The 13,456-nt window shown below is 60.3% G+C and carries 12 protein-coding genes; all 12 read right to left on the minus strand.

The window, feature by feature from the left end; translation table 11 throughout:
- Window positions 1-67: 67 nt before the first annotated feature.
- The 12 genes from WKF55_09670 to ftsE all read right to left on the minus strand — a co-directional run bounded on the left by WKF55_09670 (window position 68) and on the right by ftsE (window position 13,451).
- Complete coding sequence (locus tag WKF55_09670; protein ID MEJ7759840.1) at window positions 68-1,300, minus strand: HD domain-containing protein; 1,233 nt, start codon at window positions 1,298-1,300, stop codon at window positions 68-70.
- 15 nt (window positions 1,301-1,315) lie between these two features.
- Window positions 1,316-2,938: a phosphoenolpyruvate carboxykinase (ATP) gene (gene pckA / locus WKF55_09675; protein MEJ7759841.1), complete on the minus strand. Its 1,623-nt coding sequence runs from the start codon at window positions 2,936-2,938 to the stop codon at window positions 1,316-1,318.
- A gap of 36 nt (window positions 2,939-2,974) precedes the next feature.
- Entirely contained in the window at window positions 2,975-5,245 is a 2,271-nt protein-coding gene (locus WKF55_09680; GenBank protein ID MEJ7759842.1) for an NADP-dependent malic enzyme, read from the minus strand.
- A 69-nt stretch (window positions 5,246-5,314) separates the two neighbouring features.
- Window positions 5,315-6,139, minus strand: coding sequence for a metal ABC transporter permease (locus WKF55_09685; protein ID MEJ7759843.1), 825 nt, complete (start codon window positions 6,137-6,139; stop codon window positions 5,315-5,317).
- Window positions 6,132-6,953, minus strand: a complete 822-nt coding sequence (locus WKF55_09690; protein ID MEJ7759844.1) for an ABC transporter ATP-binding protein — start codon at window positions 6,951-6,953, stop codon at window positions 6,132-6,134. Before WKF55_09690 ends, WKF55_09685 begins: the two co-directional genes overlap by 8 nt.
- Window positions 6,950-7,870 (minus strand): metal ABC transporter substrate-binding protein, encoded by a 921-nt coding sequence (locus WKF55_09695; GenBank protein MEJ7759845.1) that lies wholly within the window; start codon window positions 7,868-7,870, stop codon window positions 6,950-6,952. The genes WKF55_09690 and WKF55_09695 overlap by 4 nt, the downstream gene beginning before the upstream one ends.
- A 30-nt stretch (window positions 7,871-7,900) precedes the next feature.
- Complete coding sequence (locus WKF55_09700) at window positions 7,901-9,226, minus strand: hypothetical protein (protein MEJ7759846.1); 1,326 nt, start codon at window positions 9,224-9,226, stop codon at window positions 7,901-7,903.
- Between the two features lie 115 nt (window positions 9,227-9,341).
- Window positions 9,342-9,659: a hypothetical protein gene (locus tag WKF55_09705; protein ID MEJ7759847.1), complete on the minus strand. Its 318-nt coding sequence runs from the start codon at window positions 9,657-9,659 to the stop codon at window positions 9,342-9,344.
- Window positions 9,660-9,758: 99 nt separating this feature from the next.
- Window positions 9,759-10,751, minus strand: a complete 993-nt coding sequence (locus WKF55_09710; protein MEJ7759848.1) for a deoxyribonuclease IV — start codon at window positions 10,749-10,751, stop codon at window positions 9,759-9,761.
- Window positions 10,660-11,862: a peptidoglycan DD-metalloendopeptidase family protein gene (locus WKF55_09715; protein ID MEJ7759849.1), complete on the minus strand. Its 1,203-nt coding sequence runs from the start codon at window positions 11,860-11,862 to the stop codon at window positions 10,660-10,662. The genes WKF55_09710 and WKF55_09715 overlap by 92 nt, the downstream gene beginning before the upstream one ends.
- Window positions 11,838-12,683, minus strand: coding sequence for a permease-like cell division protein FtsX (locus tag WKF55_09720; protein MEJ7759850.1), 846 nt, complete (start codon window positions 12,681-12,683; stop codon window positions 11,838-11,840). The genes WKF55_09715 and WKF55_09720 overlap by 25 nt, the downstream gene beginning before the upstream one ends.
- A complete protein-coding gene (gene ftsE, locus WKF55_09725; protein ID MEJ7759851.1) occupies window positions 12,684-13,451 on the minus strand; it encodes a cell division ATP-binding protein FtsE in 768 nt (255 codons plus the stop codon). It lies immediately after the preceding gene.
- Between the last annotated feature and the right edge of the window lie 5 nt (window positions 13,452-13,456).

The raw sequence follows: 13,456 nt of genomic DNA on the forward strand, positions 1-13,456 counted from the left end.
CGGGACCACCTCGGTCACCTTCCGCGCCGGGTAATACAGCAGAAAGAACCTGCTTGTCGTAGCCGGCTCACGCGGCTGCGTCAAGGATCGCCCTGACCCTAGCGGGCGACACTTCGGCCGGCCGGGCAACAAACACTCGCAGCCAGCGCGCGCTGCGATAGAGATCTTCGGACAGTGCCGGGAGATTCATCGTTCCCGGCCAGCCACCACCAGTAAGCCGTTCCACCCTGCCATCGCGGCGGCGGACGGGAATGTCCAGTCCCAACATCTGAGTTTTGGCGGGGAAGTCGAGCAGTGCCTCACCCGGTGCCAGCCCGGCGTCATTCGCGATTTCGTCCTCGGCCAGCCGCGTTCGCTCACGATCGGTGGCGATCCACTCGCCGAACCCGTCGCCCAGTGTGCTGGCGGGCCATTCGAGCGCGCGCTTGTATAGGCGCCTGCTTCGCAGCGCGTCGAGCAGTGAAGACGGGTGCGCATGCTCGAGCCGGTGCAGCAGCCCTTCGTCGGTATACGACACGAGCAACGCGGCGTCCACGGCTCCGCCTCGGAGCGCGTCATCCACCATCCTCTTGTACATCGCGGTCGCGCTGCGTACCGCGTGATGCCAGTACACGTTCCGGTACATCTGGTATTTGGCGAAAAGCAGCGACTCGAGCGCCGAAAGCCCCTTCTCGTGGACGCCAAGCACAGTCTTACCGGTGTCGGGATCGTTGAGAATCACCATCGAGTTGGTGAGGCGGTCAACATCTATTTCGCCGTATGGCACGCCGCACATGAATGCGTCGCGCTTGAGATACTCGATTTGGTCGAGATCGAGGGAGCCGGAGATAAGTCCCTGCAAGGGACTGGAGCTCGTGCCGCGGATGAGCTCGAAAACACGTTCGGGCGCGTCGGCACCAATTGCCTGACGCAGAATCGAGGCTATCGTCCCCGAGGTTATGAGTGGCCTCGCAACATCTTCGTGGTGGAGCTGGCCGATCTCTTCGAGGGCGTGCGAAAACGGGTAGTGTCCGACATCGTGCAGGAGGGCTGCCGCGCGAACCACCGTCTGTTCTTCGGTCGCGCTGCCAGTGCTGCCGTCCTCCTCAGCCAACAGCGCGAGTGCGCCACGCGACAAATGATACGCGCCGAGTGCGTGCTCGAAGCGGGAGTGAGTCGCCCCCGGGTAAACGAGATACGCGAGGCCAAGCTGTCGGACGTAACGCAGGCGCTGAAAAATATCCGTGTCGATGAGGCTGAGAGTCAGCTCATCGACACGGATGTTGTTCCAGAGAGGGTCGCGCAGAATTTCAAATCGCATGCGCGACGGGCTCTGCTATTCCTTCGGACCCGCGTTTTTGATCGCTTCTCCCGCACTGCTGAATCTCTCGAAGTTCGCGCGAAACATTCCGGCCAGCTTTTTCGCTTGCGCATCGTAAGCGGCTGGATCGCTCCATGTGTCACGGGTTTTCAGGATCGATGGCGGAACATCCGGAACGGCCGTCGGTACCGCGAGACCAAAAACAGGATCGAGCTCGTCAGGCGTACCGTCGAGGGAGCCGGATAGCGCGGCCCGGACCATCGCGCGTGTGTAGCTGAGCTTCATCCGCTTGCCGACGCCGTATGCGCCACCGCTCCACCCCGTGTTCACAAGCCAGACTTTCGACTTGTGTTCCCTCAGCAGATCGCCGAGCATGTCGGCGTACTTCGTCGGCGGCCAGACGAGAAAGACAGCTCCGAAGCAGGCGCTGAAAGTCGCCTGTGGCTCGGTCACTCCACGCTCGGTGCCGGCGACCTTTGCCGTATACCCGGAGAGGAAATAGTACATCGCCTGTTCCGGGGTGAGGCGCGCAATCGGAGGGAGAACCCCAAATGCATCGGCAGTGAGGAAGATGACATTCCTCGGGTGCCCACCGCGGCCATCAGGCACGTTGTTGGGGATGTAGCTGAGCGGATAGGAAGCGCGCGTGTTCTCGGTGATAGATTGATCGTCGAATTTCACCTGTTTTGTCGTCGGGTCGAGTACGACGTTCTCGAGAATGGTGCCGAACATCTGCGTCGTCCGGTAAATGTCAGGCTCGCTCTCCGGGGAGAGGTTGATCACCTTGGCGTAGCAACCGCCTTCAAAATTGAACACCCCATTTTTCGACCACCCGTGCTCGTCGTCGCCAATGAGAGACCTCTCCGGATCGGCGGAAAGCGTAGTCTTGCCGGTGCCTGACAGGCCGAAGAACAATGCCGTCTCTCCATCGCTGCCGGTATTGGCCGAGCAATGCATCGAAAGCAACCCGTCTTTCGGCAGCAGGTAATTCATCACCGTGAACATGGATTTCTTCAGCTCGCCCGCGTAGCGCGTACCGCCGATCAGGATCGTCCGTTCCGCAATGTGAAGGACGATGAATGTTCCGGTGCGGGTTCCGTGACGCGACGGGTCGGCCTGGAATTCCGGAGCGTGCAGAACGGTGAAATTGGGGTCGAAAGTCGGAAGATCAGTCAGTTCCGGCCTGATGAACATGTTGCGCACAAATGCCATGTGCCAGGCATTCGGGGACACATAGCGAACCGACAGCCTGTGCGAAGAATCTGCGCCGCAGTAGAGATCCTCGACAAACAGCTCGTCGCGACTGTCGAGGTGCACGCGCACATCCGCCAGCAACGCCTCGTAATGGTCTGGCGAAATCGGCTGATTGACCTTGCCCCATTCGACGTCGTTCTCCGATGACGGCTCGCGGACGACGAACTTGTCGTTCGGAGAACGCCCGGTATGGGGCGACGTCACCGCGACAAAGGGCCCCATCGCTGCAAACTCGCCCTCTCCGCGTCTCGAGGCAGCCTGCATCAGCTCAGGCGAGATCAGGTTCCAGTGCACCTCGCCCGACGGCTTCAATCCCTGGCGGCCAAGTCCGACATTGCTCTCACGAACCGCGGAAGCAGGTTCCATTTTCAGCTCAGTTGCCATGTGCGCTACTCCTCTTCTGCAAATAAGTTTTTGGGATCAAAGCTCACGGCTGCGACCGCCGCTCGTGCGCTCCTGCGCGTCCATCACTGCAACTGCCGCCATGTTGACGATGTCCTGCACGTCGGCTCCCCGCTCGAGCACATGCACCGGCCGGTTCATTCCGACAAGAATGGGGCCGATAGCGGCCGCTCCCCCCAGGTGATTGAGCAACTTGTACGCAATGTTGCCTGCGCTCAGGTTTGGAAATATCAGAACGTTGGCCCGCTCGCTGAGTGAGCTGAAAGGATATGCCGACTTCAGGAGGTCTTCATCGAGCGCGGTGTCGGCCTGCATCTCTCCATCCACGACAATCGACGGATCCAGCTCGCGCAACAACTGCACCGCCCGAGCCATTTTCTCCGTCTCAGGGTGCCTTACAGATCCGAAGTTGGAGAAAGAAAGCATCGCGATTCGCGGCGTGATCCCGAAAGTACGAACGATCCGGCCAGCCGAGTATGCGATCTGCGCAAGCTGCTCGGCGGACGGATCGATATTGACTGTCGTATCCCCGCAAAAGATAACATGTTTATCAAATACGAGCATGTAGAGGCCGCTCACGACTTCGGCCCGTGGATGCGGTCCGATCACCTGGAGCGCCGGGCGGATGGTTTCCGGATAGTGCATGTTCACGCCCGATACGAGCGCGTCGGCGTCGCCGCACGCAACCATGACAGATCCGAAGTAGTTGCCATTGAAAAGAAGCTGGTGCGCTTCGCCATGGCTGAGTCCCTTGCGCTGGCGGCGCCGCCACAGGTAGTCGGCGTAAGCATCGCGGCGTGTTGACGTCGCTGGATCCTCGATCGCGATGTCGGCAAGCGGTATCGAGCTCTCCCGTGCTATCCGCCTGATCGACTCGGGATTGCCCAGCAGAACCGGGAAGGCAATTCCTTCATCGACGAGCATCTGCGCGGCGCGGATGACTTTCGGCTCTTCTCCCTCCGGGAACACCACCCGCTTCGGGTCTCGCACCGCACGGTTGATGATGCCGCGGATGATTCCGCGCGCGCGTCCAAGCCGGACCTCGAGCTTCTCGCGGTAGTCGTCGAGATCGATGAACTCCTTAGTCACTCCTGTCGCCACCGCCGCCCACGCCACAGCGGGCGCGACCCAAAGCAGAATCCGCGGATCGAAGGGGAACGGAATGAGGTAGTCGGGACCAAACCTCACCGAGCGCAAACCGTAGAGGCGCGAGACGCTTTCCGGAACGTCCTCCTTCGCGAGAAGTGCGAGTGCGCGCGTGGCTGCCATCTTCATGGCTTCATTCACCTCGGTGGCGCGCACGTCCAGCGCACCGCGGAAGATGAAAGGGAACCCAAGCACGTTGTTCACCTGGTTTGGATAGTCGGACCGGCCGGTGGCGACAATTGCGTCGGGCCGCACCTGGCGGACGATATCCGGCAGAATTTCGGGCTCGGGATTCGCGAGCGCGAACACTATCGGGCGGTTCGCCATTCTCGCGATCATCTCTCCCGTCACGGCTCCGGCTACCGACAGCCCGACGAACACGTCCGCGTCGACCAGAGCATCGGCGATACTGCGTGCTGTCGTTTCGCTTGCGAACCGCGCCTTGTAACGATCCATTTCGCCCGGCCGGCCGGCATAGACGACACCCTGCCGATCGGTGAGGAGGATGTTCTCGCGGCGAACGCCGAGTCTCACGTAATGCTCGGCCGTGGAAATCGCTGCGGCGCCCGCCCCCGAGAAAACGCATCTGACCGTCGCGATATCCCTGCCCGTCAACTCGAGAGCGTTGATCAGTGCAGCCCCGGAGATGATCGCGGTTCCATGCTGGTCGTCGTGAAAGACGGGGATGTTCATCGTCTCCCGCAGCTTCTCCTCGATGTAGAAGCAATCGGGTGCGCGGATATCTTCGAGATTTATCCCGCCGACCGTAGGCTCCAACAGCTGACAGAACCGGATGACGTCGTCGGGATTCTCAGACCCGACTTCCAGATCGAATACATCGAGATCTGCGAACTGCTTGAACAGATTCGCCTTGCCTTCCATCACCGGTTTGGACGCCAGCGCGCCAATATTGCCGAGTCCGAGCACTGCAGTGCCGTTGGTGACTACGGCAACGAGATTTCCGCGGGCGGTGTACTTGTAGACATCCTCCGGATTGTCTCGAATTTCAAGACATGGCGCCGCAACACCGGGCGAGTATGCAAGCGCCAGGTCACGCTGGTTGTTGAGAGGCTTGGTAGGGACGACGGCGATTTTTCCGGGCCGTCCCGACGAGTGATAATCGAGGGCGTCTTGACGCTTCATGATACCGCAACTTACGGGCAGTCATTGAGTTTGGGCACCGCTCGCCAGCCGCCAGCGCCGCTGACGCCGCTAACGCCGCTGCGCCAGCCGTACGAAGAAACCGACGAGTGCAAGCGCACCCGAAACGGCGATAATGGCCGGTCCGGACGGCAGGTCGAACGGGACGGATAACGTGAAGCCGAGAACGCCCGCAAGCAACGCCGACATAACTGACCAGAAAAACGTCCCGCCCATGGTTCGTGAAACGAGCAACCCCGTGACCGCCGGCAACACGAGGAAATTGAATACGAGCATCACGCCGGCAAACTGCATCGCGAACGCAATCACCAGGCCGAGCGTGAGGTACAGGAACAGATTCCAGAATCCGGCGCGGAAGCCCAGAGTGCTAGCGGTCTCGCGATCAAAAGAAACGAAAAGAAACTCCTTATAGAAAATTATGTGCGCGAGCAGAACTGGAATGGCGACAGCCAGCAGCACAATCGTGTCCCCACGGGTTATCCCCAGGATGTTGCCATGGAGGAACAAGTCATGCGCCTCCCCCGCGGCGGCCTTGGAGATAAGCAGGATGCCGGCGGCGCCCGCCACAGCGTATGTGACGCCGATCGTTGCATCGGGCGGAATGCGCCCGCGTCCGCTGCCGGAACCGAAGAACAGTACTCCCGCGAGTGTGACCATCAGCGAAACCGCGATTGGATGCGTGGTGAGGCCCATGGCGAAGCCCTGGCCGGCCAGCCAGAGCGCGAGGGCAATGCCGGCAGACGAAAGCTCGGCGAGCGCGGCACCGACAAACACAATGCGCCGAAGAACGACATACACACCGAGCACGCTGCATGCTGCCGCAATCACCAGGGTCCCGTAGAGCGATTCCCGAAAGAGCAGAACGGTGTCAATCAATTGCTGCGCTCACCGCCATATCCGCTCGAGGCGGAGACGCGCCCGGAGGTGGAGCTTCCGGCGCCAGTGGCTCGCGCCTGGCGACAACGATGCGGTGGCCGTTCACGCAGTCTACGTCCACCGGAATACCATACATGTCGCTCAGCACTGATGACGACATGATCTCGCCTACCGTACCAATTCTGAACCCACCGTTCATCACCAGCGCTATCCGCTCGACGTAGTTCGCCACTTCATTCAAGGCGTGACTCACCATCAGCACCGTCAGTCCGTCGCGTTCGTGGAGCTGTCGGACAAGTCCGAGGATCTGCGTAGTGGAAACGAGGTCCATGCCGTTGGTTGGCTCGTCCAGAATGAGAACATTGGGATCGCCTACCAGCGCCCGCGCGATGAGCGTGCGCTGTTTCTGTCCTCCCGAAAGCGCGTTCAAGGGTTGTTCGGCGAGCTCCAGAATCCCCACGTGTTCCAGCGCCGCGTGAGCAAGGTCACGATCCTTTCGGCCGGGCCTTCTGCCAAGTCCGACTCGGTCGTAGCGGCCCATCATGACAACGTCCTGCACTTTGAGTGGAAAGTTATAGTCCACCTGATCCCTCTGGGGGACGTATCCGTAGCGCAATCCCGGCGCGTGGGTTACGGTGCCGCCAATGGGGTTCAGCGATTTCAGGATCGCACGCAGGATTGTTGTCTTGCCGGAGCCGTTCGGCCCGACGATCCCGAGAAAATCACCCTCGGGAATCGAAAATGTCAGCTTCGAAAGGATGACGCGACGCCCGTAGCCTAATGTCGCGTTGTCGAACGACACTAGGGCCGTCACCGGACTGCCGCCGCCACCTGCTGAATGTCCGAGCTGAGGAGCTGTACGTAGTCGTTGATGCCTTTCGCTCCGCCGACCGAGGGGGGCAGCATCAGCACTTTGATGCCGGTTTTGCGGGCGACGAAATCAGCGGTCTTCCGGTCGTAGAACGGCTCCATGATGATCGCCTTTGCTCCCGTGCGCTTGATGGTCTGGATCAGGCCGGCAATGTGCGACGGCGAAGGTGGAACGCCAGGCTTTGGCTCGATGAACCCGACGATGTTCATGCGGGTGAACTGGGCGAAGTACCTCCAGCTCGTGTGCCACGCGACGACTGGCTTTCCCGCGATAATAGCGAGAGCCGGTTTCCAGGTACGCTGGGCGGCGTCGAGCTTACCTTCGAAAGCGCGCGTGTTGGCGGAGTACGCCGCCGCGTTCTTCGGATCCAAGTCGCTGAATCGCTTCTGGAACAGGCGTGCAATGCGCCGCCCGTTTTCGGGGTGAAGCCAGTAATGCGGATTGCCAAGTGCGTGAACGTCGCCCTGACTTCGGTCGACGTCTCCTGCAGGCACATCCAGCAGGGGGACAGCCGAAGACACATCTACATATCCGACAGAGCCAGGCCGGATCTTCGGATTGCGCGCGCCGTCGAGCAGGAGTGGCATCCATCCAACTTCAAGGCCGAGGCCGACGAACGCCCACACATCGGCATTCCGAAGCTGGAGAACGAAGCTCGGCTTCGCTTCAACGAAATGCGGGTCCTGGTATCCCTCGCTGACATGGCGTGTCGTGACCATTCTTCCGCCTACTTCCGAGGCGATTTCCGCAAGGTCAGAGGTGCTGGTTACAACCTTCAGCTGGGCGCTTGCGGTATTACCGGTGATAGCGATCGCCAACACGGCGACCAGCCATCCGCGCATGAAAAATTGTCTTTTCATTTTATTACTGCTCCAGAGAATGGGTAGAAATCAGAACGGATGTGGGCGGTGCGGGCCAACGGCAAACGTGCTTTGCAACAGGATCCTGTTGACTCCCTTACGCTCGCCTGCGGCGAACTGTCGCTCAAATCCAAGCACGAACTTCGAGAACTCACTCGGGAAGAACTGGAGGTAGCCCGATGCCGCGGTGAGGGTTTTCTCTCCTGAACCGGCGTCAGCGAGCGCGTCCTGTACCCAGTCATACCGGGCTCCCAGATACGTGCGACGGGATAGCTGATAGCGCGAAAAAAGGTAAGCGCCATTTGCATTGCGGGTGGGTCCGGAGAATTCTGCCGATTGAACCTCGCGGCGCAGGTCATCGTCCCACTGATTTATCTGTCGCATCACTTCGGCCTGCACGATGAAAGATTTGTACAATCCCCGCTGCAGCGGTCGCCACCGGTACGTCAGGTCCGCGCCAATGAGGCTTTGACGTGCATTGACTGCGTTCACCTCGACTGCGAATTGACAGTCAATTGCCAGATCGCAGCTTGCTGGCTGCGCTCTTCTGCCAGTGGCAGCGCTTCCAGAAAGCTCGAGATTCGTGGATTCAGAGAGGTCCCAGTAGTTACGAAGCCGCGCCGAAACCCCGAGTCCGGCCAGGCTGCGATTCGCCGCTTCCGCCGCAATCAGGTCTCCTTCCGGCTCACCGATCTGGTTCACGCCCGTCAGTTGAAGTTCCTGATAGAATCCCAAAGGAGCGAATACTCTGCTCAGCCACAGCCCCGTACCTTTTAAACCTTCGGGCCCGAGAAACTGCTGAATCACATGGGGATACTCGATAGCCTGAAGTTCCGCCCTATGCGTTGTGTTCTGCTTTCCGAACGGCATGTGAAAGCGACCGATCCTGGCGGCGATCTGTTTTGGTAGCGCGGTTGCGGTGATGTATGCTTCTTCGACCGCAATTCCTTCGAGGTCGGATATCCCAAGGATGAAATCCGCGCGGAAATACGGGTCGACGGCAGAGCTGAGCGCGAGCTCGATTTCGCGGATGTCGACTCTCTTTCCGCTCTCCTGAGTGCTGCCCTTGGGCGAGAAATCACCGATGACCTCGCCAATAGCGCTGATGTCGGGCATCAATCGCGGATTCGATGGTCCTCCGCGAGCCGGGACTGTCGGGGAGTCGGGAGACGAAGAGCCGGGGTTCGCTGCTCCAGCCTCGAGCTCGCGGACGATGGCGATTGAATCGGCACGCGCAATGCTGTCCGCTCGTGCGACAGAATCACGCGCTGGAGTCGGTCTTGGTTGAGGCGTCTGCGCTTGAAGCACCGTGGGTGCAACAATGGCAAACGCGCAGAGGAAAAAACGTCCTCGCATTTGTCCTTCCGTATGTGATTGTTATTCCGTTGTGCGCACGACGGTTGAGTCGAACGCATGGCGCATTGGAGGCGACTCAGCCAGCGTAGCCGCGGATGGCCAGCGGCGAGAGTGGCTATACGGAAGCGGGAGGAGCGCGGGGTCGGGAGTCTGTCTGCGGCTCGAGGCCGGCAAACGATATGTGCGCAGGCACGCGCAGACGCGAGGCGCGGTCAAGTGATACGCCCTGTTGTCGTCCAGGCTCGGAGGAGGCAAGGAGCTGGCGTGCGAGACAAGCGGTGCAGTTCGCGTCGTCATGCGCGTGGTGCAGCCCTGTGCCCGTGGATTCCACATGCGCGTCAGCGCTTGCGCCAAGTCGTCCTTCCAGTATGGGCGCGAACGCAAGCACGATCTGCGCGACAGCGAAAAACAGCATCGCCGGACGCCAGAACACGCGCGGAAGGGATCGAGATGAAGGCACGAAGGTCATACCCGCCGAAGTCTACACCCGTTCCGATCGGGTCGCGAGCAACCTTTCAAACAAAAAGATCGATCAGGTTTCGACATACCCGCGCAATCGCTCGAGCATTGCACGGTCGGTGACATCGGGCTCGACCTTCGGAGTTTCGATGACCTTGGCGATGCGCGCCAGATGCGCGTCGTTCATGATTCGACGGAAGGCCGATTCTCCAATGGCTCCCTCTGCAATCAATTCGTGCCGATCGCGCCGCGAGCCCAGTGGAGTCTTCGAGTCGTTGAGATGCATCATCCGGAGTCGCTCGTAGCCGACGACATTGCTGAATCGGGTCCATACGGCGTCGTAATCGTTGCTGATGTCGTACCCGGCGGCAAAGATGTGGCAGGTGTCCACGCAGACACCCACTCGTGACCGGTACTGGGCCGGGACCGCTTCGATGATTTCCGCCATCTCCTCGAAACTGGCGCCGAGAGCGGTGCCGCTCCCAGCGGTGGTTTCAAGTAGTACGATCGTCTGCCCCGGCACCCGCTCGAGGGCAACCCCGATTGCCTCGGCGTTCCGCGCGATTCCGCTCGCACGATCGTCCATGAAATTACCGGGATGAGAAACGAGATAGTTGAGCTTGAGCGCTTCGCATCGATTCAGCTCGGCGGCGAAGGAATCCAGCGATTTCGCGCGAAGGAGGGGGTCCGGTGATGCAAGGTTGATCAGATAGCTGTCGTGAGCGCACGTTTCGGCAACCAGGGTCTCGGCGAGCGCAGCGACGAAGTCCGTGCACTCACCGGGCTCACAGTCCCGCTCGGCCCAGCGATTTGCCATCTTGGTGAAAACCTGCATCGCGGTGGCGCCAACGGCGCTAGCTCGCGGAGGTGCGAGGCGGGTTCCTCCAGCGATGGATATGTGAGCGCCAAGTGGTGCCGCCGCGGCCGTGGGATCGTCTGCCTTTGAGGTGCGCCCCGCTCTGCTACCGGCTTTTCTAGCGCGAGCCACGCAACCAGGTAAGCGGATCGACCGCCGGTCCCCCGCGCCGGATTTCGAAGTGCAGATGTGGCGGGAGAGACGGATCATTGGCGCCTATCGTTCCGAGAATCTGCCCCTTGGCAATGCGTGCTCCCTTGCTGACCGCCATCCGGTTGAGCGAGCCGTAAACGGAGTAATCGCCCCCGCCATGCTCGAGGATGACCGTGTTCCCGTATGTTCCCATGACATCGGCAAGCACTACCTCCCCACTCGAAACGGATTTTACTTCCGTGCCCGTGCCCGCGGCGATGCCGATTCCATTCCACCGCGTTGTCGTGTTGTTCGCATTGACGACTCTCCCAAATCGATAGATGATCGAGCCTTCGAGCGGCCAGTCGAGACGACCCAGATCACTGGTTCGGATGGTGCTTGGAGCCGATGGCCTGGCATTCGGGCGCGATGCCGCGCGTCGGCGCGCCGCCTCGAAGCTGGCGATAACACTATTCAGTCGGGCCTCGCTGCGCGCGAGTTGGGCGAGGCGGCCCTTGGCTTTTTTCGCATCCTGCCTAACGCGCACGAGGCTTCTTTCGCGTGAGGTTTCCAATATTTCGAGACGCTCGGCCTCACGTGATTTTTCGCCCCGGTTCTGCGCGACTCCACTCTGAAGTGAAATGAGCTGGCGGCGCTGTCCGATGATCATCGTTCTCAGCTGATCGACTCGGCGCACCACCGCGCGATCGCGTTGTGCCAGGATATGCAGATACTTGTACCGCGCCACGAGATCGCCAAACGTTTTCGCCGAGAGCATCACCTCGAATGTAAAAAGCGGTCCGCGTTTGTAGATCTCCACGAGGCGTTTCTGGAGCACGGCACGCTTGAGCTGAACCTCGTCCTGCGCGCGAACAAGGTTCGCCGTCGTATTCTCCACTTCCCCATTCAGAGTGGTGAGCTGCTGATCGAGGGAACGGACGACTCGCACGGTGGCATTGTGCTGCCGATTGATGTTATCCACCTCTTCCGAGATATCGTGGGCTCTCGTCTGAAGACCCTTCATCCGGCGCTGCAGCTCGTCGCGCTCCCGCTTGATGCGCGCAAGCTCCTGTTGCTGAGTCCGGATTCTGGCATCACCCGACTCTTGAGCCGCCAGCGCCGCTCCGGCGAATAACATCATGCCGAGAACGAGCGCGCCGGATTTCAGATTCGGCGTAGGTGACTCCATACAGAAGTTGCACTTCCCGCAACACCGATCAACGCGCCGCTCAGGATTCCGAGCAGCACAAGGCGTATATCGAAGAAGACAAGCTCCATGAAGCGCTGGTCGATCGCTCGATATGCTAGCCACGTAAGCAACAGCGCGAGCAGACCCCCCACAATTCCCTTGGCGAACCCGTCGATCAGAAAGGGTGCCCGTATGAACGAGTCCGTGGCTCCCACCAATCGCATAATGGAGATCTCCCGCTCGCGCGCCAGAACTGAAACACGGATTGTCGCGCCGATGATGATGATCGAGACTGCCGCGAACGCCAGGCCCAGGCCCAGCCCCGTGCCAGCGGCGATAGTGCGAAGCTGATGCAGCTTCTCCACCCATTCCTCTCCGTATCGCACGTCGTCCACGAACTGATACGATTTGACGCGTTCCGCTACCTCCCTGACTGTGGCAGGGTCGCGCAGACCTGCGCGGAGATGCACGTCCAGAGATGCGGGAAGCATTGCTTCCTCGAACACGTCGGTGAACTCGCCGAGGTCTTCTCGCGCGCGTGCAAGTGCACCTTCCTGAGTGACATACTCTACTTTCGCCACCTCGGGAAATGCACGGATGTCGCCCATCGCAGTCGCGATGGCATCCGCTGGAGTGCCATCAGAAACAAATGCGCGAACCTCTACACGTTCCTCCACTCCGCGTAAGGCGTGACGGATATTGAGCGCGACGAGTGCGAAAAGTCCGAACGCAAACAGAGAGAAGGCGATCGTTGTGACGCCGAGCAGGCTCAGCAATGGAGCCCGGCGCGATGCATTGACGGCTTCGCGAACCGCCAGCACTTACTGTCTTGCCGCGGGAAGTGGCGGCCAGTTGCCTTCGTTCGGACCGCCGATGGCAGGCTGCCCAAGTAGCGGCGTGTACCGCGTTTCCGGCGGCGGGGTTTCCGCGGAATCGAAGACTACTCTTCCGTGATTCAACTCAATCGTTCGGCCGCCCTCGGCTTTTCGCACCATTTCGAGATCGTGAGTTGCCATGATTACCGAGGTGCCGGTGGCGTTGATCTCGCGTAGAAGCTGAAAAACGCTTCGGGTTGCACGCTCGTCGAGGTTACCCGTTGGCTCGTCAGCAAGAAGAAAATAGGGATCGTTGACGAGTGCGCGGGCGATCGCCACGCGCTGCTGCTCGCCGCCGGAAAGCTGGCGGGGACGTTGAGTCGCCTTGGACGACAGACCAACCTGCGTCAGCACCCTTCCCACGCGCGCCGGGATAGTCGACGGTGATGCACCGGTTACTTCAAGCGCAAACGCCACGTTCTGCTCGGCAGTCCTGTCTTCCAGCAGCCGAAAATCCTGGAAGATGATTCCAAGCTTCCGGCGCAGTTGCGAGATCTCGGTGCGCCGTGCGGTGTTGCCATGGACCTCGTTGACCCAGACGTCGCCGTGACTTGGCTTTTCCTCCATGTACAGCAGCTTGAGGATGGTTGTCTTTCCCGAGCCGCTGGGCCCGATGAGAAATACGAACTCTCCGCGCCGTACCTGGAAATTGACGTGGCTGAGCGCGACACGCGTGTGCGTGTACTCCTTGGCGACGTCTTCCAGTCTTATCATTATCT

The organism is Gemmatimonadaceae bacterium, assembly GCA_037721215.1.
Lineage (GTDB): Bacteria > Gemmatimonadota > Gemmatimonadetes > Gemmatimonadales > Gemmatimonadaceae > UBA4720.